General features: G+C 47.7%; 20 protein-coding genes. 8 read left to right on the top strand and 12 right to left on the bottom strand.

Features of this window, described 5'->3' with window-relative positions:
- Positions 1-69 precede the first annotated feature (69 nt).
- The 3 genes from LZD49_RS00095 (at position 70) to msrB (ending at position 2,550) form a co-directional block, all read left to right on the top strand.
- Positions 70-1,143 (top strand): peptidoglycan DD-metalloendopeptidase family protein, encoded by a 1,074-nt coding sequence (locus LZD49_RS00095; RefSeq protein WP_234665268.1) that lies wholly within the window; start codon positions 70-72, stop codon positions 1,141-1,143.
- 13 nt (positions 1,144-1,156) lie between these two features.
- A complete protein-coding gene (gene bshB1 / locus LZD49_RS00090) occupies positions 1,157-1,885 on the top strand; it encodes a bacillithiol biosynthesis deacetylase BshB1 (protein WP_234665267.1) in 729 nt (242 codons plus the stop codon).
- A 95-nt stretch (positions 1,886-1,980) separates the two neighbouring features.
- The gene (msrB, locus tag LZD49_RS00085; protein ID WP_234665266.1) at positions 1,981-2,550 is read left to right on the top strand and encodes a peptide-methionine (R)-S-oxide reductase MsrB; all 570 of its coding nucleotides are present in this window, start codon (positions 1,981-1,983) and stop codon (positions 2,548-2,550) included.
- A 682-nt stretch (positions 2,551-3,232) separates the two neighbouring features.
- Here msrB and LZD49_RS00080 read toward each other — a convergent pair.
- Entirely contained in the window at positions 3,233-4,000 is a 768-nt protein-coding gene (locus tag LZD49_RS00080; protein ID WP_234665265.1) for an LVIVD repeat-containing protein, read from the bottom strand.
- A gap of 46 nt (positions 4,001-4,046) precedes the next feature.
- Entirely contained in the window at positions 4,047-4,586 is a 540-nt protein-coding gene (locus LZD49_RS00075) for a hypothetical protein (protein ID WP_234665264.1), read from the bottom strand.
- 160 nt (positions 4,587-4,746) lie between these two features.
- On the opposite strand from LZD49_RS00075, the gene LZD49_RS00070 reads away from it, so the two are divergent.
- Positions 4,747-5,721, top strand: coding sequence for a c-type cytochrome (locus LZD49_RS00070; RefSeq protein ID WP_234665263.1), 975 nt, complete (start codon positions 4,747-4,749; stop codon positions 5,719-5,721).
- 938 nt (positions 5,722-6,659) lie between these two features.
- On the opposite strand, the gene LZD49_RS00065 is transcribed toward LZD49_RS00070, so the two are convergent.
- The 7 genes from LZD49_RS00065 to LZD49_RS00035 all read right to left on the bottom strand — a co-directional run bounded on the left by LZD49_RS00065 (position 6,660) and on the right by LZD49_RS00035 (position 12,481).
- The gene (locus LZD49_RS00065) at positions 6,660-6,977 is read right to left on the bottom strand and encodes a hypothetical protein (protein WP_234665262.1); all 318 of its coding nucleotides are present in this window, start codon (positions 6,975-6,977) and stop codon (positions 6,660-6,662) included.
- A 416-nt stretch (positions 6,978-7,393) separates the two neighbouring features.
- Complete coding sequence (locus LZD49_RS00060; protein WP_234665261.1) at positions 7,394-8,197, bottom strand: alpha/beta fold hydrolase; 804 nt, start codon at positions 8,195-8,197, stop codon at positions 7,394-7,396.
- A gap of 43 nt (positions 8,198-8,240) precedes the next feature.
- On the bottom strand, positions 8,241-8,810 hold the full coding sequence (locus LZD49_RS00055) for a carboxymuconolactone decarboxylase family protein (RefSeq protein WP_234665260.1): 570 nt from the start codon (positions 8,808-8,810) through the stop codon (positions 8,241-8,243).
- A gap of 21 nt (positions 8,811-8,831) precedes the next feature.
- Positions 8,832-9,395: a cupin domain-containing protein gene (locus LZD49_RS00050; protein WP_234665259.1), complete on the bottom strand. Its 564-nt coding sequence runs from the start codon at positions 9,393-9,395 to the stop codon at positions 8,832-8,834.
- 35 nt (positions 9,396-9,430) lie between these two features.
- Positions 9,431-10,069, bottom strand: a complete 639-nt coding sequence (locus LZD49_RS00045; protein ID WP_234665258.1) for an NAD(P)H-binding protein — start codon at positions 10,067-10,069, stop codon at positions 9,431-9,433.
- A 157-nt stretch (positions 10,070-10,226) separates the two neighbouring features.
- A complete protein-coding gene (locus tag LZD49_RS00040) occupies positions 10,227-10,817 on the bottom strand; it encodes a Crp/Fnr family transcriptional regulator (protein ID WP_234665257.1) in 591 nt (196 codons plus the stop codon).
- 266 nt (positions 10,818-11,083) lie between these two features.
- The gene (locus LZD49_RS00035; RefSeq protein ID WP_234665256.1) at positions 11,084-12,481 is read right to left on the bottom strand and encodes a sigma-54 dependent transcriptional regulator; all 1,398 of its coding nucleotides are present in this window, start codon (positions 12,479-12,481) and stop codon (positions 11,084-11,086) included.
- 91 nt (positions 12,482-12,572) lie between these two features.
- Between LZD49_RS00035 and LZD49_RS00030 the strand changes: the two genes are divergently transcribed.
- Together LZD49_RS00030 and LZD49_RS35950 are read left to right on the top strand one after the other, a co-directional pair.
- Positions 12,573-13,547 (top strand): sigma-54-dependent Fis family transcriptional regulator, encoded by a 975-nt coding sequence (locus tag LZD49_RS00030; protein ID WP_234665255.1) that lies wholly within the window; start codon positions 12,573-12,575, stop codon positions 13,545-13,547.
- A 159-nt stretch (positions 13,548-13,706) separates the two neighbouring features.
- The gene (locus tag LZD49_RS35950; protein ID WP_409021287.1) at positions 13,707-13,928 is read left to right on the top strand and encodes a 2TM domain-containing protein; all 222 of its coding nucleotides are present in this window, start codon (positions 13,707-13,709) and stop codon (positions 13,926-13,928) included.
- A gap of 215 nt (positions 13,929-14,143) precedes the next feature.
- Here LZD49_RS35950 and LZD49_RS00025 read toward each other — a convergent pair whose 3' ends face one another.
- Complete coding sequence (locus LZD49_RS00025) at positions 14,144-14,938, bottom strand: DJ-1/PfpI/YhbO family deglycase/protease (RefSeq protein WP_234665254.1); 795 nt, start codon at positions 14,936-14,938, stop codon at positions 14,144-14,146.
- A gap of 41 nt (positions 14,939-14,979) precedes the next feature.
- Positions 14,980-15,864: a putative quinol monooxygenase gene (locus tag LZD49_RS00020; protein WP_234665253.1), complete on the bottom strand. Its 885-nt coding sequence runs from the start codon at positions 15,862-15,864 to the stop codon at positions 14,980-14,982.
- 330 nt (positions 15,865-16,194) lie between these two features.
- Here LZD49_RS00020 and LZD49_RS00015 point away from each other — a divergent pair, with 330 nt between their 5' ends.
- Positions 16,195-18,381, top strand: a complete 2,187-nt coding sequence (locus LZD49_RS00015; RefSeq protein ID WP_234665252.1) for a M12 family metallo-peptidase — start codon at positions 16,195-16,197, stop codon at positions 18,379-18,381.
- 10 nt (positions 18,382-18,391) lie between these two features.
- Positions 18,392-19,348 carry a T9SS type A sorting domain-containing protein gene (locus LZD49_RS00010; RefSeq protein WP_234665251.1) on the top strand — a complete coding sequence of 319 codons (957 nt, stop codon included), beginning with the start codon at positions 18,392-18,394 and terminating at the stop codon, positions 19,346-19,348.
- A 115-nt stretch (positions 19,349-19,463) separates the two neighbouring features.
- Here the strand turns inward: LZD49_RS00010 and LZD49_RS00005 are convergent, their stop codons facing one another.
- Positions 19,464-19,817 (bottom strand): hypothetical protein, encoded by a 354-nt coding sequence (locus tag LZD49_RS00005; RefSeq protein WP_234665250.1) that lies wholly within the window; start codon positions 19,815-19,817, stop codon positions 19,464-19,466.
- Positions 19,818-20,373: the final 556 nt, after the last annotated feature.

The raw sequence follows: 20,373 nt of genomic DNA, 5'->3' as shown, positions 1-20,373 counted from the left end.
ACAACCCAAATAGGAGTCAGGCTACGCTGGATGTTCACCCGCAGCGTAGTCTGATTTGGTATGATACTTATGAAAGTAAAGCTTATTGTATGTTTGCTAATGGTCGTGTGTTTAATATCCTGGAACACGCAAGCGCAAGAGCGAGGAAAATTCCGAAGAAACCCCAAGATCAACCAGTCGGGCAACAACGCCAATGAGGGCCCGACCACCAAAGCTACGCCGCAGCCTGAGGACGAATACGAAGTAGAAACTTCCAACCTAAAATTCCAGAACCAGTTTGAGCCGGTCAAACCGCTGAACCCCGTCGTGAATGAAGACACTACTACCATTGACGAAGGGGAAACCGAAGTTGTGATCGCCGAAGACTCTGTGCTTGTTGCAGATGAATGGGTAAAAGCTGCTGAATATTACGTGATCTGGGATGCGCGCACCATCAACCCCTACGGCCTAAGCCCTGCTGAATTCGACGAGCCGGTGGATCTCAAACTATATGACCAGGCTGCCAACCGCATGTGGGCCGCACCGATGGAACGTACGCCAGTCACCTCCCATTTCGCTTATCGCTGGGGCCGCTGGCACAACGGTACCGACCTCGACCTGGAAACAGGTGATTCGGTCCGTAGTACCTACGACGGTATGGTTCGGATTGTAGCCTGGGACGGCAGCGGGTATGGCCGTTTCGTAGTGATAAGGCATTACAATGGCCTGGAAACGCTCTATGGGCACCTTTCCAAACAAATGGTTGAATCAGGTCAGCTTGTGAAAGCAGGTGAAGTAATCGGTTTGGGGGGAAATACAGGCCGGAGCTCAGGCTCCCATTTGCATTATGAAAACCGCTACGAAGGTAACCCGTTCGACCCTGAGCATATTTTCGATTGGCCGGGGACAGCGATCCGCTCCGACCATTTCATGCTAACGAGCGCAGCTTGGAGCCATATTCGCGGCAAATCGACGAAAAGCGAATTTGAAGCCGGCGACGCACCTACCGCCTATTCCCGCTCCATTTTACATAAAGTACGTTCCGGCGATACGCTGGGCTCTATAGCCTCCAAGTATGGCGTGAGCATTTCTTCCATTGCACGCAGAAACCGGATGTCCACCCGAACTACCCTGCGGATCGGACAGAAGCTGCGCATCAAGTAATCTGAAACTAAATATGAAATTAGATATCCTTGCCATCACAGCACATCCCGACGATGTGGAACTGTGCTGCGCCGGTACATTGCTTGCGCAAATGGCGCTGGGTAAAAAAGTAGGAATTGTAGACCTCACAAGAGGCGAACTTGGCACGCGCGGAACGCCCGAAGGCCGCATTCAGGAGGGCCTCGACGCCGCACGTATCCTGGGCGTGGAAGTGCGCGAGAATGTGGGCATTGCCGACGGTTTCTTCAAAAACGAGGAAGCGCACCAAAAGGCGATCATTCCATTTATCCGCAAATACCGCCCAGACATTGTCATTACCAATGCAATCAACGACCGCCATCCCGACCACGGCCGTGGCAGCGCACTTGTAGCCGAAGCTTGTTTCTATTCGGGATTACGTATGATCGAGACTTTCGACGAGCAAGGCAATCCACAAGAAGCGTGGCGTCCCAAGCAAGTTTTCCATTCCATTCAGGACCGCTATATTACGCCCGATTTCATCGTCGACATCACCGATTTCCACGACAAGAAGGTGGAAGCCATTAAAGCCTTCAAAAGTCAGTTCCACGTGCCCGATTACAAAGGCGATAACGAGCCGCAGAGCTACATTTCGACGCCCGAGTTCCTTGAATTCGTGATTGCGCGTGCGCAGGAAATGGGTCATGCTATCGGCGTCAGATACGGGGAAGGCTTCACAACGGCGCGAAAACTGGGCGTCCGCGACCTTTCGGTTTTCATCTGATTGCCTTCAATAATTTTAGTTATAACATTTCGGGAATTTGTTTGACCTACGCGCGTGTTTTTAGCGTATATCTTGTAAACAACAGATCACGACGCATGAAAAACATCCTCATGTTTGCCATAGCGGGAGTTTTCGCCCTGACGCTGCAAAATTGCTACGGGCAGTCTTCCCCTGAACAAACCAAACCTGCCCAAAAAGCACCCGAATATTCGCATACTGAAACCGCGCCGGTCAAAAAAGACAACAATGACTGGCAAAAGGTCCTCTCGCCCGAAGTGTACCGGGTAGCACGCCTCAAAGGCACCGAAAGACCATTTACGAGCGAGTACGAGCATTCGAAAGAAATCGGAACCTTCTATTGCGCCGTATGCGGCAACCCGCTTTTTAAGAGCGACGCCAAATATGAAAGCGGCTGCGGCTGGCCTAGCTTCTTTGAGCCAATCAACAAAAAATCAATTATCGAAGCAACCGATAACAGCCTGGGAATGCGCCGCATTGAGGTGATGTGCGGCCGCTGCAAATCGCATTTGGGCCACGTTTTCGACGACGGCCCGCCCCCTACCGGCCTTCGTTACTGCATTAATGGCGTTGTGCTGGATTTCGAGAAAGCTAAAACGGCTGAGAAAAAGTTCAACAGTAAAAAGAAACCGGAAACCGGCAGCTGAGGCCGCACTCCGGATTGAGTGAGTAAAAGAAGACATTCCGTCTGAGAGAAGCTAACCCGCCGAGCCACAAGCTATTCCCGGGCCGGGCATCCTGCCATCTGACGGACGGGATTTTTATTTGACTTAACAAGTCAGGATTTGATTTCAATTAACGGCAACACTTCTGCTGAACGAGGACAGTTACAATAAAATAGTCCATTCATTAGTCGATAGTTTCAGAATATTAGTCGAATTTCTAACTCTTTTAAATCGCAATTAGACATAAAAAACTACATTGCGTCACATTAGCCGAGCAATCGGATAACGTTGAGTAAGTAATTGAAATCATTTTTCCGTACAATCGGAAAAATGATTTTTAGTTTAAGCCTATTCCAAGTGGCAGTCGGCTTCTTTCTAAGTCATATTTTCCCGTCTCGCCACAATAACACTCACCTTAATGCAATTCCCCAACATGTTGCACATGCCGGACTACTACAAATTTGGGTAAAACTCAACCGTTTAATCAATAAATGTTGGCAATCAAGTAGAATTTATTAACAAGCAGTTACAACCAATTAGATAATTTGCCGGTTGATAATTACCTTCGAGTAATCTATTTACTCAGCGTTAGTCAAGGCACGGGAATGGTAATAACTTCAACCCGTGCCGACACACTTCAAAACCCCGATCGCAGAAGCCGCACTCATAAAACGGGGATTTGGCTAAGATAATCCAGGCTGTCGGAATCGTCGTATTCGTATTGATACAACCCTTTCTTGCCCGTAATGATCAGGTGTTTGTTCCGGACGATGACATCGTAAGCAGGTACTTCCTGGTAAAAATGCTTCCTGATGGGCTTGGTCGGATCGCTGATATCCATGACGCGAAATCCCTTATCACCTTCACATACAAAAAGCTTGTTTCCCGAAACGCCTAAACCGTAAGGCGATTCCATTACCTGGCTGTTTACAAGGCTCGGTGACGTTGGATCTGTAATATCGACCACATCGAGCGAGCTGAAAGACCCTCCCGGCCGGCAATTCACCCCCGCACGCAATGTCACATAGGCATATTTTCCCTGCACCACCACCGGGTCACACGACATCACGTGTGTGTATTTAGACATGAGCACCGGATTGTCCGGAGTGCTGTTATTATAAATGTACATCCCATCCATTGCTCCCACGAACAGGTTTTGCTGATACGGGAATATCGTTTCAATCCCCACGCCCAGGTTTCGGGTCGCTGCCTTGGCCGGATTGCCGCCGTCTTTGATATCGTAAACTTCCAACGATTGCCTGGAAACAATGTAAAGCGTGTTGCCAGTAATGGCGAAACGCGCCATGGAGCCGCCCGTACCGGTTTGGGGGCTCACGTCATTAGAAGCATCACCTTCCTGGCAAGCATTAAGAATGAGCATCATGCCAATGGCGGCGAGCCCCAGAAAGAATAGTGGAATCAGTTTTTTCATTGGTACAATTAGTTTCTTATAGTGATTGATGCGTATCCGCTAAAAATTATCGGTAGCATTTAGGTTGCTCATCCATAGACACCTTCTCCCAATCAACAACGACGCCTTTTTTTGGATCGGCACATTCAAAGTACACGCCTGTCAGCATCGGGTAGCTGACAACCGGAATTACATTAGGGATCGTTTTCGTCAGTTTCGGCACCTTTGGATTTGAGATATCGATCACCAGCAGGTTCGAGAGATTGTCGGCGTAGAGCCAGTTGTCTTTTACCGCAATGTCGTAGTTTCCTATGATGGAGATAAAGGAAACATTCTCGGGCTTTTTTGGATCGGCATTGTCCACAATATGAATGCCTTTGCCTAGCTCGTTGATAAAAAGATAACGGTCAAAGGTGTAAATCTTGCCGGGTTCTTTGAGCGCTTGTGCCGCCGAAACCTCGACTTTCGCTACATCCTCGGGATCTTTGTAAACCGGGCGGTAGCCAGTCCCTTCAAACTTTACACTACCAACAAACGGCTGAGAATCCCGGATATAACACGATACCATCAGCAACGCGATACCCACAGCGAGTAAAATCCTTTTCATGGCTGGTCTGATTAGAGTTTCAACTCAGACACATTGTTGCATATAAACGTTGCAGACTTTTTCCGGCTTGTTCGGTAAATAATTATGTATTTGTACTTTACAGAAATTGTAGTACATTTTGACTATTCCTCAAACTCACCATTTACCGTTCCCCTCTATTATGAAAAAGCTGCTCAAGATCGTGGGCATCCTGCTATTGGTGGTCATTCTGGCCGCCGCTGCTGCTGCCACTTATGTGAAAACCGCACTTCCCGATGTAGGTGATGCACCCGTTCTCACAATCGAAAGGACACCCGAACGGATAGAACGGGGCAAGTACCTCGCTAACCACGTCAATGTATGTATGGATTGCCACAGCTCCCGCGACTGGTCGCTGTTCTCGGGCCCATTGGCTCCTGGAAATTTCGGTGGCGGTGGTGAGCTCTTCAGCCGCGACCTAGGCTTTCCAGGCGTGTTTTATGCCCGTAATATAACGCCCTATGGCATTGGCAGCTGGACGGACGGTGAAGTCTTCCGCGCCATTACCTCCGGTCAGAGTAAGGACGGCCACGCATTGTTCCCCATTATGCCCTACCTCAACTACGGCCAGCTCGACAAGGAGGATATTTACAGCCTCATCGCCTACATACGCACGCTCGCTCCCGTAAAGCACGACATAGCGGCCGCGGAAGCGGATTTTCCGGTCAGCATTCTGATCAACACTATGCCTGCCAAGCCCAATTTTACGACAAGACCTGCCGAAACGGACGTTGTCGAGTATGGTCGTTACATGGCCAATGCGGCGGGCTGTGTGGAATGTCACAGCAAACGCGAAAAAGGGACCAAGGTGCCGGGTAGCGAATATGGCGGCGGGATGGAGTTCCCGATGCCGAACGGCGTCACCACATCAGCCAACATCACGCCGGATAAAACCAATGGTATCGGCTCGTGGACGGCCGACGCATTCGTCAAACGATTTAAGGCCTATGCGGATTCAACCTATAAGCCGCATAAGATCGGACCGAAAGATATGAACACCGCCATGCCGTGGATGATGTATGCGGGCATGAAGGAAACAGATTTACGTGCGATATTCGCTTACCTGCAAACGGTGAAACCCTTGGATAATAAGGTTGTAAAGTTTAAGGCAAACTAAGCGGGACGATTTAGATTCTCTTGGAGATCCCCTCTCCGGAGGAACGTTTCGTCAGAGCTTATCGGCAAGACCTCTGGCGACGGTCGGGAATGCCAAAATAGCCTGTCGAAGATTCTGTGATAAAAAAGTGGGGGTCTGCATTGCGCAAGACCCCCTTTTTCATATCGTTGAGTAAATTCGGTATGAAAGTAGTAACCAATTCGTACCATAAATAAAAATGATAGTACATTCTACAATTTAATTATCTAGCGGTTACTCTCGTAAAAGTCTTTTCAAAAGGCTCTACTCGAGAAATTCCCCCGCCAGTACCATCATGTCGAACAGTGTGATCAGGCAAGGCTATCCAGCGGAGAATAATTCCCAATAAATACTACGTCTGTTCAAGCAGCTTCGATTTCTTCTATCTTTCGATCTTAGTAAAACGATGCCTTCGACGCTGGACAAAACGCTAATAGCATTATCGCATTAATATATTTACACAAATGCTGGTTCCTGTACGGGAACAATTTGCGAACCGGTGAAGTGCTTTGGTCCAGCCGACAATTAAACGGGTGGAATTATTGCAAACCAAAGGTCACTGAGGAATTTAGTGCTTTCGTTTCAAAGAAAAAGCGAATGCCGCCGGGATTGATTGGGCATTCGCTTTTTTATTGCGGAGTTTGTGGTTTCGGCTGAGCGACACCATCTTAACTGATGCATGCGTGCTTCTAAGCAGGGTTTTCCATTGATTCCAGCACAAACAAAAGAAGTAATGTAGACATAATACTACGATAAATAATTTTATTTGTGACGAATGGATCATAACTTTGCTTCATAATAACGTTGAGTAAATCAAATAGAGCACTGGGCTATCCACTGCTCTATTTTGTTATAATGCTGCTAACAACTTTCTGATTGACCAGAACACAGAAAGCCAGGCCGATATCATCATGCGGCACTCATTCCCTGAAAAGCTGCAGGTGCTCGACAAACAGGCCCAGATACCGCCGGAAAATCACCAGGAGCTGGTCATTGGTACCCTTATTATACTTGTTGTTATTTTGAGCGCCGACCACTTTTTCGACAAAAAGATGCCCATGCTCGAATTCAAAAAACAATAACTTGATTTTCAGTTTCAAGTCGGACATTTCATCAGTTTGTTCCTGCAAGCCAGGTTTTTCACGAGCGGAACTTGGGGGCACGTAGTTGGCAGTGAGGCGATCGATTTCGGCAATGTACTCGTTGGCCTTTTCAATGAAAAAAATTGGCGGTTTCAAAACAAAGGAGGTTATGGGTATGGAGTATGTAACAATGAGTAAAATTCGCGGCAATTTACAACACACGCGCATTTCTTGCGTATATACTTGCATGGTTTCACGCTAAATTATTTTTACTCGGTGTTCCGAATTATCTCCTGCATTCCCATTTACTCTGAACAACTCCTATTCTCTTCATTGCCATCAGTCAATCTGCCAACATGAAATTCGACCTCAGTACCGATCTGTTTCAAAAGCGACCTGAGCCTTGCCGTAAATTGAATTGCCGGTAAGGATTATTACCGAAGGGCCTGAGACGATAGAAGCCGACTGCACGGCTTCTATGATTGAAGAATTGATATTTGTGACTGTGTGCCTGGTCGTTAAAAATGTCTTTTAGGGATCGAAGGAAATGTCTAATCATGCCATACCGCATTTTATTTGGCAATTTTTATCAACAAATCGGACACAGATTTCGGCTGGGAGAGGAAAGGAGAATGCCCTGTGTTGACTTCATAAACTGATCTAATTCCGGCAGCTGCTATCATCCGATCTTGGAGTCCCGGGGAAATTACTACATCTGAAAGAGTCTTAATGTAAACTTTTGTTACCGAACCGAAACCTTGATCACTCAGGTTCACTTTATTTGTGAACGGTATGGCCGGCTCGGCCCGATAGTTGGCTGTAACCTTGTTCTTGGCCGCGGGCGAGCCATCCTGGATAAATAAGTTGGTCAGCTCATCGCGTTTTACGTCAAGCGTCAGTTGATCGGCCGATGGAATCAGGGCAGGGCCAAGTTTAGAATCAGGATCGGTTATGTCCGTAAGCGCCTGACCTGTTGTTGGAACAAACGCGCCGACATAGACCAGCTTGTTGATCTTGGCAGGCACCTTTTCGGCGACATGCGTCACAACCATTCCACCCATACTATGCCCAACCAAAATTACTTTTTCATTTACAGTAGAAATGGCCTCTATGACTTTGTCCCGGTAAACATCCAAAGAAAGCTGATGGGCTGGGGTTTGGTCAGAGCCGTGACCAGGTAGCTCAACGACAATCACTTTGTGACCTGAACTGATCAGTTGCGTACGAACATCATCCCAAACGTATGGCGCTTGCCATGCACCGTGTACCAACACATACGTCTGCGAAGGGGCTGAAACATGGTCGTCTTGTGAACAAGATGCCATGGCTGAAAGCGTGAATGCCGCACATAGCAGCACTAAGCCTGTTGTTTTCATTGTTTTTAAATTGAATTGGAGCTAATCGATTTTAAATTATTATTCAAAGTGATTGGCCGGGTGCAGGGATATCGAACCCATTCAGCATGAATGCAATAAGCGTGTAGCCGCCAATCAAGAAATAGAGCTCCGCCACGCCATCACGGCCGAGTAAGTTTACGGCATGATCGTAGGTTGAATCAGGAACAATGTGGCCTTTGATAAGGCAAGTTGCAATGCGGTGTGCAACGAATTCCTGTGGCGTCAACCCATTAGGCTGGCCACCAGCCGCCAGCGAGGCAATGTCGCTGGCCGAAAGTCCGAAGGCTTCGGCCATGATTTCATGAGCATACAGTTCAAATCGCGCACCAAATGTTCCGCCCACTGTGAGAATTGCCACTTCGCGAACATTTTTTGCGAGCGTGGCATGCCTATCAAGCGTTCTCAAAAAACTTAGAGCGGGTACGCCAAACTGCGGATAGCGAAGCATTGGTATAAACGGGCCAAGCAATGCTCCCTGATCATCGATCATCCTGACCTGGCCCTGGCTTGATGAAACAAGACTGGCGATTTCGTCATGCACTAAACGGAGCTCCGGACTTAGGTTTTCGGGATTCAATGGTTGAATACGCATAAAAGTGCTTTCTGAAAGATGTTATAAACTGGAAAACTCCCCGTCGATCAGCACAAATGCCATCCGGCAAAGCTTATCTGAGCGGTTGGCCCACGCATGGTTCGTTCCGTTTTGAATCACAATGTCCCCCTGGTAAATGGTTGTTTCCTCCCGATCGAGAACCAACGTTATTTCACCTTCGAGTACGATACCATAGTCAACGGTTTGGGTACGGTGCATGAGCGGATGCGGCGCTTCCACAGCGAACGTTGATGCATTCTCGTCGCCCATAGCCTTAAATTTCGCTGCTGCATCGGCGACCGTTAGCTTTCGGACCTCTTCACCTTCCGGTGGGAATTCGATAACCCTTATACGAGTCGCATTTTTCGGCGGTGGCAGGACTAAGCCATTCTCGTCCGAGTCGTCGGGTTGGTAATGGATCAAGGCTGGCGTTTCCAGGGTATGCCACACTTCGAAGAAGGTAGGGCCACCAGGCCCTCCAACAAGCTGAGTACGAACCGGTGGCGCATCCGAGATAATCGTTGCCTTACCATCTGCATCGTGACCAGTCACAATGCGTCTGAATGTTTTCTGACTTTCGCTCATGGATTTGTTTTTTATAGGTTTTACCGGAATCAGTCCTAGAATCCGAAGATTTCTTCCAGCTCAATAACATGTACACCTTTGGCAAGAAACTTTGGCGCTCTGGCCATTTTTTTAGCAAGCATATGGGTGGGCAAGGGGCGGAATTTCTTGAACATACGTAAGCCGTTCAACAGCGCCAGTAAACCTGTGGTGAGTCGTTCTACCGGACGGTCGGTGTTTATACGTAAGAGGTGGCCCGGGCGGAAGATAATGTATCGGTCAAACGTCAGGCCGGCAATTTGCTCTTCCAGCTGGCCTTTAATTTTTAAGTACACGACACTGCTTTCCGACGAAGCTCCATACGAAGAAAGCAACACGACCGTTGATACGCCGTTGCGCCTGGCGATATGTGCAAACGTAAGGGGTATCTCGTAGTCGATTCGCCACTGCTCCTCCTTGGAACCGGCTGCCTTCAGCGTAGTGCCAAGGCATGAAAACCAGATATCGCCCTGAATGTAGGCGGCCACCCCATTGAGGTTGCTGAAATCGATAACGTGTTCGGTTAATTTGGAATGAACAATACCTGCCGGGCGACGAACAAAACTGATAACCCTGGTATATTCCGGATCTTGCAACAATAAATTTACAAGGTCCCTGCCAGTAGCACCGGTTGCTCCAATTATCAACGCTTTCATATCTCAACGAGTCATGGTTTCTAATGAGCAAATTGGAATTTTAGTGGGGTCTATTGATGGCAAAGATCAATTGTATGTACGAATTAAAATAGGTAGCGAATCACTATTAAAGTGTGATCAAAGTCACAGCCTTGAAGGATCGGTAAAATAAAGCGGACTACTGTTTAACAGGAATACCTCTCCTTTGGACGGGGTGAATTCTACTTAGCGTTTCGCGGCTGATACCCAGATATTCCGCAATATATTTCTTGGGTATACGCCTTACTATCTCGGGAAAAAGGATCCCAAATTCCTCATATCGCTCCTTGGGGTTTCGGCATAGCAAGGATATAATCCGGTGCTGTTGTGCTGTATAACCACTGGTAACTTTCATTCGAAAAAAATGCTCCATTTTATGAAGGTCTGACGCCAATTTCTCTCTGGCATGCAGTGTAAGGCTTAATACCTCCGCCTCTTCCATGCAAATGATATTCATGGTTGATTCTGTTTGATGAAAAAAGGCATTGTAATCCGACAGCCAGGAATTTTCCAGCGCAAATTGCAGGATATGCTCTCTGCCGGTCTCGTCGGTGTAAAACGCACGAAATACGCCATTTGCGATCCAGTACTCGCAGGCTACCTTCTCCCCCGCCTGGATTAAGAATTGGTGCTTCCGGACCCGTTTCTTGGTAAAAAAAGCTTTTATGTACTCGAACTCGTCATCGCTGACAGGAGTAATTTCTTCAATATGTTTTCGCAGTTTCTCCATATCAAGAATGTGAGTAGCCAACAGTGAGGTGGTATTAAACATTGAAAATAAGAAAACACTGTGCCAATAATTAAACTGTTCATTTACAGACTAATAAAATAGTTTTCGGGACATTACAATACGATATATCGTCATTTTTTGAGACGTTTTGCTGGGTACAATTTGCCCGCGCTCGTTACCAAACAGGAAACGGCGAAAGTCTATCTACTTTCTGAATATTGGCAGTATTATTTGGAATGAGCCGAAAGGTTCGGTGTATGGCGCGGTTAATCGGAAACAAACCGCCACGTAATGCCCAGCTTTTTCATTTTTGAAACCAGCGTGGGGGCTGGCATATTAAGGACTTCGGCAGCCCCTCCCTTACCGGACACTTTTCCATTGCTTTTGGACAATGCCGCTATGATTAGCTGCTTTTCACGCTCGGCAACCGGCTCCGGTTTGAGGCTTCCGGCATGTGTATCGTTTATGTTGATCTCGTCTCCGGGCAGGTCTACCGACGAAATGACAGCTGAACGCGCCAGGATAATTTCGCGCTCGATCACATTTTCAAGCTCGCGGATATTGCCGGGCCAGGAATACCCAATCAATCGGGCAAGTGCTTGCGGCTCGATCCGCTTTGGTGGATTTCCGGTCAGCCGGGAGTTCTTCTGCAAGAAATAATCAACCAACGCTGGAATATCCTCGGTCCGCTCCCTTAATGGCGCCAATGTTATTGAAAACACATTGATGCGATAATATAAGTCGATCCGGAATTTGCCTGCGGCTACTTCCTTGTAAAGATTGCGGTTTGAGGCGGTCACAATCCGGATATCGAGCTTGATCGTCGCTCGGCCACCGATCCTTTCCAGTTCTTTTTCCTGGATCACGCGCAACAGTTTGGTCTGGGTTTCCAAGGGCATCTCCCCTATCTCGTCCAGAAAAATAGTGCCGCCCTGAGCCTGTTCAAATTTCCCTATGCGCCTTTCTGATGCGCCTGAAAATGCGCCTTTTTCGTGCCCAAACAGCTCCGACTCGATCAAGGTCGGTGGTATGGCCGCGCAGTTGACTTTGATGAGTGGCTTACTTTTTCTTTTAGAAAGCCGGTGTATCGCCTTCGCAATGCCCTCCTTTCCCACGCCCGTCTCCCCCAAAATGAGCACCGAAGTATCCATTGGGGCGACCTGACTCACAAGGTCGAGCGCTTGCAAAAGTTTCGGGCTTCTGCCAATGATTTCACCGAAGTTGTCGGTGGGTTCTTTCTTCTTTCCGACATCGTGCTGGGCTCCTTGCTTTGTTTGGAGCAAATGCTCAACGAAATATTGGTGACGGTAGGTCGCAATGTCCAGCGCCACGAGAATGTCCTGCCTTCTGAAAGGCTTGATCAAAAAACCGTCTGGCCGGGTGGTCTTTGCAGCTTCAAATGTCAGCGGATCGGAGTTGGCAGAAATGTAAATGAAGGGTATGTTTGCTGCCGACAAAACTGGCGCAAGGTCGATACCGGTTTGCGGCCCCTTTAAAAAGATATCCAGTAACACAATGTCGGGCTTTTGTGTTCTTAAAAAATCCAGTGCGGCCGCCACGGATTTCACGATAGCACACACGGAGTGGCCTGCACTTTCCAGGATCAGTTGCAAGTCATTTGCTTCGATGAACTGATCTTCAACGATGAATACTCTCAAACCCATAATGTGGCAGTGCTGCGGGATAAGGGATAAAAATAAGCAATTGAGGCGACATTCTTTACTAAATTAGAAGATATATTGGCTTTATACGCAAATGGAAATCCCAGAAAATTTTCCGGAAATAATTGGTAGTTCAGCTCCAATCGAACATATGCGGCAGTTGATGGCACAGGTTGCGGGCACACATAGCACCGTTCTTTTACTTGGTGAAACAGGTACTGGCAAGGAACTTGTTGCGAAGGCCATTCACCGGAACTCGCCCCGAAACAGTCAGCCACTGGTTATAGTTAACTGCGCGGCACTTCCTGTTGATCTGATTGAAAGTGAATTATTCGGCCATGAAAAAGGTAGCTTTACCGGCGCGTCAGAGACCAGGATCGGGAAGTGGGAACTGGCCGATAATGGAACTTTATTTCTGGATGAAATCGGTGAAATGCCACTGGAGGTGCAAGCCAAGCTGCTGCGCACGTTGCAGGAAAGAGAGATTGAAAGGATAGGCGGAAAAACGGTGATCAAAACCAATGTCCGTGTGATTGCGGCCACCAATAAAGATTTGTCAGACCATGTACGGCAAGGCAATTTCCGGAGCGATTTGTTTTTTAGATTGAATGTGTTCCCGATTATTGTCCCACCCCTTCGTGAACGAAAGCAAGACATAGGGACGCTGACGAAGTACTTTTTACAGAAACACGCCCAGAGAATCGGAAGAAAAGTACCGCGTATATCGGGCAGGGTCATTAGAAAATTGCTTGTACATAGTTGGCCAGGCAACGTACGAGAACTGGAAAATCTGATAGAACAAAGCATGCTGATGAGTTCTGGCCCCGTAATCGAACAACTGTTCCTTTCCCCGGATGACGAGCACCTAAGTTCTGTTATGTTGGGCGGCAGGATTAAATCAATCGATGAAGTACTCAGAGAACACATCCTGCAAGTTTTGAGGCTATGTGAAGGGAAGGTCGCCGGCCCGGGAGGTGCCGCCGAAGCATTGCGTGTTCCACCCACCACGCTGCATTCTATGATCAAAAGGCTTGGTATCCGCAAGTCATATCCTACTGGTAATCAATAAGCCGTTAGCAGTCGTTTGTGTGACTGCAATCACACATTTATAGTGATTTGAATCCTTGTTCTTCACTTAGGCTATGCCTTAATTTGGATTGATATTCAGGCTCGTAGCACAACACCTCCTGCCTCTTTACAGCCTTGGCAAACCTATCCACGTAGTTATATGACAAACCTTAGTAATTGGGACGAGACAGCGAAAGAGAAGGCAAAAAAGGGATTCAGGATACACCTGCTTGCCTTCGTGTTAGTCACCCCAGCAATGTGGCTTATCTGGTATTTTACAGGGAAGTCTTATCCGTGGCCCCTGTGGTCAACCCCCGGCTGGGCCATTGGATTAATGTTCCACTATCTGGGCGTTTTTGTTTTTAGTAAGCGGATCAGCTAGCGCCGCACCACGAACTAGTGCAAAAAGCCCGGCCTTGATTATCAAGCCGGGCTTTTTTGTGCCTAAGTTTTTGCAAACAACTATTGAGCGAGGTCGCCCTTATCAATGGCGATTTTACTCAGGACTTGCCCTGCGCATCGGTTATCAACCCTGTCGGTATTATTAACGATAACACATATACGTCGTCTTTATCGATTGTGCATTCATTAGGTTTTCTATTTTTTTGTTAGCCAACTTTCAACAGCTTTCGAAAAATCTGCAACGTCGATCGGGTGACGGCTGGTGATAATGTTGCCGTCTGTCACTACTGGTACATCGGTGACTATGCCGCCTGCATTAGTTAGATCTGTTTGGATGTTCCAGTAGCCAGTCAGCTTGCGTCCCCTCAGAATATCTGCCGAAGCCAGCACTACCGGTGCGTGGCAGATCGCGGCAATCAGTTTTCCGGATTTATTGAATTCCTGGATGTAGCGTATTATGTCCTTATCATATCGAAGGTTATCGGGGTTCCAAGCCCCTCCCGGAATGAATATAGCATCGTATTCCTCCACTTTTATTTGATCCGCCGTACGGTCAACTTTTACCCAACCCACCGGATTTAGGTATTGAATGGCCATGATGTGGTTTTTAGCCATGTCAGGAGTGCTCAGGCCATACCTGGCCGGGGCTGGATTGAACTTCGGAGCAACAATATCCACCTGCGCCCCAAGTTGTCGGAAATACCAGACCGGACCCAGTAGTTCAATTTCCTCGAAACCATCCGCCGCCAGGACAGCCATCTTTTTACCCTTCAGTGCAGCTTTGTTCTTAACGGGTGTAAAGAAAAATGCTTTCAATGCTTCGTTGCCCGGGGCATTCAATAGTTGCGATACCGGCATCGAGGAGACTGCTGCATGAGAAGAAAGCTGGTTTATCACTTCGAGCTCATTTGCAGTGTTTTGCTGGGCACGGGATTGGCCCGCAAAAAAGAGAAGAACCAGGCTTCCCAGGGACAGAATTGACTTTTTCATCGATTTTGACATTTAATTAAAAATTACACGCTGGTTTTAGACTATTCACGCGTCATAGGCGCGATTTCTACCAAGTTGTGAAGGCCATTCTGAAATGGAGGATGTTTGACATTCGATTCCAGGTATTCGATTACTGGTTTGACAGGTGGGAAATTCAGGTGGTATTGGAATGCGTCCGGGTTTCTAAATTTTTCGTAGGTAACGAACTGCGTCCCATCCCCTTCAATCTCAGATAGTTGATAAGTCACCACACCAGTTTCACCACGAAATTTCGGCATGGCAATGTGGTAGGTATCTTTAAACTGTTGTTGGGTGCCTACCCGGGCGTCAACGAACAGCATTACCGTAAGCGGCTTGTCTTCCCGTCGGGGAACCGCACGCCACTGTTGTTTGGTCAGTGACTCTAAGTCCCTTAACACATAGGTTTTAGGCGGCTTAATTAGTGCTTCTTTCCGCATTGCTTCCAACGAGCGCCCTTGGTTGCTTTTTGAAAACTTTTCCAGGTCTTCGGGCCCTACCCAACGCTCGAGAAACCAGAGTACCAAAGGCTGATCTACTTCATGGTAGGCTTCCACCATAATATTCCCTTCCAGTGTCATTGCAAACGACACGGCTTCCGTGAGTATTTTACGAAATTCCTGCTCGCGTTCCTGTTTAACTTCAAATCTGGTCAGCCTGGCTACTATTGGCTCGACGGTTCTCGTACCGAATGCCTCTGCGGTTGTTCCTACCACATGCTTTGCATCCGCGGCGAAACTTATCATTACGCAAAATGCCATTAAAGTGATTTTACGCACATTCAGTATTGATAAAAAGCGCTCCTCATTCTTTTCCGTACCACCCCACATCGTATCGCCGATTGCAAAACTTCCATAGGTAATCACTGACACATCAATATCCATATGACCGAGCTTTCTGTATTCCATGACAAAACTGGATTGATTGTTTTTTGCTCAAAAGGTCTTCGTTTTTCATCTTTCAAAATTAGGTCGACTTGATACCTGATTCGAAGGAAGTGAATCACAAAAAAACTGTGATCAAAATCACAGTTGGTCGCGGGTTGGAAGCGCCGAGCCGGGGATTGGGCTAATTACCAGCTGATTATCATACGGCCGCTAACGGCCAGACGGTTTCGCGCGGAACCTCTCCGCAACAATTCAATGAATAAGAAAGCAAGTGCAGCGCAGATGTTTGCGATCGTGTCATTTGATTGTCCGGACACCTCGGATAATCCTCACAAGTAATCTCGCATCATTATGAACGGATTTACTTTCTCCTCGACCGGATTCAAGTTTCTTTTAAGCCTTCTACTCTCCTGGGGATCCGCTTTCAGTCAGGAAAAAACACTTATGTGCGGCACCAAAGACGCCGACGCGCCACAAGAAGTAAAGCAAATGGTAAGTAGGCTCCCGGCAATTATGGCACTGCAAAATGCACGCACTACCGCCGGGGAAACCAGGATTTGCCGCATTACGGTGGACATCGATTCGGACACCTATGTGAAGTACGAACGGGATACTGCCGCGATCATTCAAAAAGTAACTCAAAACATCGAAAAGGCTTCAAAATTTTATGAAAGAGAAGCAAACATCAGGCTGATGGTCACCAACATCCGGATTTTCAAGGACGGCGGATCAGATCCTTACGCAGGAGAGAACGACATGAACACGCTGTTTAACATCCTGATCAGCCGCGTCAGGTCCGATTCTGATTTTGATAAACGAATATACCTCTATACAAAATCCGTGACTAGTTATGCGGGTTTAGCTCTCATTGGCGGTACCTTCAATGTGTCCCCGCTCGAAAATATTCAGATCATCCTGCATGAACTGGCACATAACTTTGGGTCTTACCATTCCAATAACTGCTCCTGGCCGGGTGGGCCGTTCGACCACTGCGGTGTTGTGGAAGGCGGCTGTTATGACAAATCGCTGGAAACAAGCACGACGAACTCGTTGATGAGCCTATGTGGCGGCAACGTCGCCGGGCGGCCGCTCCATCCGGTGATAAAGGCCGTGATCAAAGAGCATGCCGAGACAACTTTCCTACCAATAGCATCTGCACCAATGCAGGTTTCCCTTGCTGGTGACATCACGGCAATCAAAGGGGATTTTTACGCCTGGCCGGTATCTGTAAACGCCAGTTCCTACGAATTCAGCTATTCCACAAATGGTAATTTCGCAAACGAGATCGTCCAGCCGACTGCATCTAATGGCATCTCGCTATTAAAGCAGACTCTGGGTACGGAATATTTTGTCCGGGTCAGGGCGCTCAACGCTTTCGGCGCTTCGAACTGGTCAAATACAGTCAAAATCAGGATCGATCCCGGTCAGCCTGATGTGCCTGTGATCCTCGGCCCTGCCATAGGGACAATTTTTTCTTCACAACAAAATGTTGTACTGTCATTCTCTGAGGTTCCGGGTGCAACGGCTTACCGGATTCAGGTAACAACACTGTATGATTTCGAGTTCGCCAATTCGACGGACCAGATCATCACCCAAAACGAATTTATAGCTTCCACTTATCTGGGCGGGTACCAATGGCGCGTCAAGGCAATTCAAGGCGGAAAAACAGGAAGATGGTCGGAAACAGGATACTTTTCGGCTAATCCGGAACTGAACGCGGTCGGGCTATTCTTACCCATTCGGGAGGATATGCTCAATGTACCGAGAACGCTTCCGCTCACCTATTTGCACAATGAAACTTATCCCAATCTCACCATCACCATCGCCGACAACCCAGGTTTGACCAATCCTCTTTTCCAAAGGAACTATACGCCATATATGGAGGTTGTGGATGTTTTCAAGGGCCTGCCGACCAATACAAAGTTATATCTCCGCGTGCAGGGCCGGCCCGATGATTTGATCAATTATCCTGATCGCAATCAGATTGATTACACTATTGAATTTACCACCGGCAGTCTTAACACGCCACCGGCGCACACGTTTTTGAGCGAAAAGAACCAACTCGTTTTCGGTCGCATGAACCAGAAAATTACGCTCTCCAACGAACATATCTGGCTCGGGGTGGTTGATGCAGGATTTCTAAAAATTGACCCGAAAGCGCTCACCTACCAGACTTTCAACCGGAATAATACCGATGGATTGCTGGGTGTCGGCCTGGAAAACGCAATTCGTACGGATGATGACCAGAATGTTTATGTGCTCAACTCCGGAGCTTCGGGCGAGTTCCGTAAGGTTAAGCTTGTGAATGAAATACCTTCGCCTGGCGCATCTGTGACGCAGGTCTTTACGAATAGTATACAGGATTACAACCCGCAGAATGCAATTTTTTGGACACAAAAGGAGATATTCAGAGAAACACCTGGCGGCCCGGTTTTACTTCGTCAGGTGTCCGGCAGCCAGTCCATTAAAGACATCCGGTTCTACAACAATAAGGCATGGATCATTCAAGTCAACTCCATCCCCGGTTTACAGCAGTGAGATATTGGTAATGGACCTTAACAATCCCAACCAGGTTTACACCATTAATTCATCAACCAGTCCGGCTATCGGGAACTTCATCGAACAGATCGAAATCCGGAACGACGGAAAAATCTGGCTCCGTCAGACAGATTATTCCACTGGTCAGAACTCGATTGCCTACTATGACGGTTCAAGCTGGTCGGGTTTCCATTCAGGAAACGCTCCTTTCGGCAGCCGGGTTACCGGCCTCAGCATTTCGCCTTCCGGCAGCGCCTATATCCTGGCATCAGGCAATGATACACAGGTTTACAAATTTAATCGTGGTAGCTGGGAAAAGGCCGGGGCCGCACTACCTTTTAAAGACTTTGGTGGTGATCTCTGGATCGATAAAAACGAAAGCTTCTGGATAGCAAACCGATATGGACTATCTATTCTTGCTTCCGAGGCGGCACTTCCGGTAACGGTGCGGGATTTTATGGCCTCTGCGGAAAGTAATCTGGTGACGCTGAAATGGAAAGTGGCGGATCAGATCGAGATGTCAAAGTATGTTGTAGAGCACAGTACCGACGCGAAAACGTTCAGGGCCATCAGCGAAACACCTGCCATTGATACCACTTTTTATAGTCTTACCCATTATAACCCGGCCGCCGGATTAAATTATTATAGGTTAAAATCCATAGAAATCGATGCTGACTTCGCCTACTCTAAAATAATTGCTGTTGATCTCTCCAGTATGGAAGAAATGTTTTTTTATCCCAATCCGGCCAGCCACGAGTTGGAAATCAAGGTAGGATCCAACTTGATTAACCAGCCAGGCACAATGACAATTTTTACAGCAGACGGCAAAAGGATCTTGTCAAAGGAGATAGGTAAGTTAAAAAAGAGAGAGAACATTGATGTATCGAGTCTAAGTTCTGGCACTTATCTGATCCGGATTGAGAACAATTTAACAGTTGGAAGCGGGATGATCCAGGTGGTGCGATAAGGGACTATCATATGGCCGAAGCTGGGAGCTGCTCCCGCTGTCGCATAACCCTCCGTGCAACATAAAGCCGCTACAAGTAGCCTCCCAACGTAACCTTGCTGTATGGAGGGAGATATTACATCTTTTTGATATTTGTAAGCTGAATTTTTCCCCCGCCATAAGGGAGCTCAAGCTCTGGATTAGGGCCGGGACAATACTTTTTAAGATTGCCCGAGATCGTATAGTTCCAGGTATTCCGATCTTCACTTACTTCCCAGGTAGTATCTACATCACATGGGTACAGGCGTAGGAAGCCCGCCATCGTATCTGGAACCACGAACATGCCTTCACCGACGTACCTTGCTTGTACGTTTTCGAAGATACGGCGTGTTGAACCATCACACCCGCAGTCTTGCTCGTCTTTTGAGCATGATGATAAAAAACAAAGCAATAAGATGCCGTAGAATGGAGCGTTGAGGATGAGACGCATATAAAATGTTGCTTGGAGATTACAGTAAAGACCCCAGCAAAAGAAAATAGTTGGGATACATCACAAAAAGTGGTCTCTCCTTATACTTTCGGAAGAACTTCGCCTGAACACACCGCTATCGCTTGTTCTGTATTTTGTTGTTTTAACGTAAAATAAGTCATCCAGAACAGCCTATAAACGCAAAAAGCATCCTTTTGAGGGGATGCTTTTTGTTTGTTAAAATTGTGGCGGCTACCTACTTTACCAGGTTTGATCCAAGCCTGCGCGGCGCGGTATCATCGGCGGTTCTGGGCTAGGCGCCGCCGGCTAGGCGCCCCCGGCTAGGTGCCGCCGGCTAGGTTCCCCCGGCTAGCCGCCCCCGGCTTAGCCAGCCGCGCTTAGCCAGCCGCGCTTAACTTCTCTGTTCCGGGCCGGGGTGGCGTACCACTGGAAGAGGTGAAGCGAACGTCGCTCCGAACCAAGCCCTAAGGCACAAAAAAAGACCATCCTTTTGAGATGGTCTTCATGCAATGGTATTGTGGCGGCTACCTACTTTACCAGGTTTGATCCAAGTATC

Origin of the sequence: Dyadobacter sp. CY261, from assembly GCF_021440085.1 — a bacterium.
Taxonomy (GTDB): Bacteria; Bacteroidota; Bacteroidia; order Cytophagales; family Spirosomataceae; genus Dyadobacter.
The sequence above is the reverse complement of the archived record's forward strand: the minus strand, read 5'-3'. Positions and strand labels throughout refer to the sequence as shown.

Coding starts and splice junctions, on each gene's coding strand:
- LZD49_RS35950 (WP_409021287.1), top strand. CDS start 13,707: ATGACAAACCTTAGTAATTGGGACGAGACAGCGAAAGAGAAGGCAAAA.
- LZD49_RS00010 (WP_234665251.1), top strand. CDS start 18,392: ATGGACCTTAACAATCCCAACCAGGTTTACACCATTAATTCATCAACC.
- bshB1 (WP_234665267.1), top strand. CDS start 1,157: ATGAAATTAGATATCCTTGCCATCACAGCACATCCCGACGATGTGGAA.
- LZD49_RS00020 (WP_234665253.1), bottom strand. CDS start 15,864: ATGGAATACAGAAAGCTCGGTCATATGGATATTGATGTGTCAGTGATT.
- LZD49_RS00050 (WP_234665259.1), bottom strand. CDS start 9,395: ATGAGCGAAAGTCAGAAAACATTCAGACGCATTGTGACTGGTCACGAT.
- LZD49_RS00095 (WP_234665268.1), top strand. CDS start 70: ATGAAAGTAAAGCTTATTGTATGTTTGCTAATGGTCGTGTGTTTAATA.
- LZD49_RS00025 (WP_234665254.1), bottom strand. CDS start 14,938: ATGAAAAAGTCAATTCTGTCCCTGGGAAGCCTGGTTCTTCTCTTTTTT.
- LZD49_RS00070 (WP_234665263.1), top strand. CDS start 4,747: ATGAAAAAGCTGCTCAAGATCGTGGGCATCCTGCTATTGGTGGTCATT.
- LZD49_RS00005 (WP_234665250.1), bottom strand. CDS start 19,817: ATGCGTCTCATCCTCAACGCTCCATTCTACGGCATCTTATTGCTTTGT.
- LZD49_RS00060 (WP_234665261.1), bottom strand. CDS start 8,197: ATGAAAACAACAGGCTTAGTGCTGCTATGTGCGGCATTCACGCTTTCA.
- LZD49_RS00055 (WP_234665260.1), bottom strand. CDS start 8,810: ATGCGTATTCAACCATTGAATCCCGAAAACCTAAGTCCGGAGCTCCGT.
- msrB (WP_234665266.1), top strand. CDS start 1,981: ATGAAAAACATCCTCATGTTTGCCATAGCGGGAGTTTTCGCCCTGACG.
- LZD49_RS00035 (WP_234665256.1), bottom strand. CDS start 12,481: ATGGGTTTGAGAGTATTCATCGTTGAAGATCAGTTCATCGAAGCAAAT.
- LZD49_RS00015 (WP_234665252.1), top strand. CDS start 16,195: ATGAACGGATTTACTTTCTCCTCGACCGGATTCAAGTTTCTTTTAAGC.
- LZD49_RS00075 (WP_234665264.1), bottom strand. CDS start 4,586: ATGAAAAGGATTTTACTCGCTGTGGGTATCGCGTTGCTGATGGTATCG.
- LZD49_RS00080 (WP_234665265.1), bottom strand. CDS start 4,000: ATGAAAAAACTGATTCCACTATTCTTTCTGGGGCTCGCCGCCATTGGC.
- LZD49_RS00045 (WP_234665258.1), bottom strand. CDS start 10,069: ATGAAAGCGTTGATAATTGGAGCAACCGGTGCTACTGGCAGGGACCTT.
- LZD49_RS00040 (WP_234665257.1), bottom strand. CDS start 10,817: ATGGAGAAACTGCGAAAACATATTGAAGAAATTACTCCTGTCAGCGAT.
- LZD49_RS00030 (WP_234665255.1), top strand. CDS start 12,573: ATGGAAATCCCAGAAAATTTTCCGGAAATAATTGGTAGTTCAGCTCCA.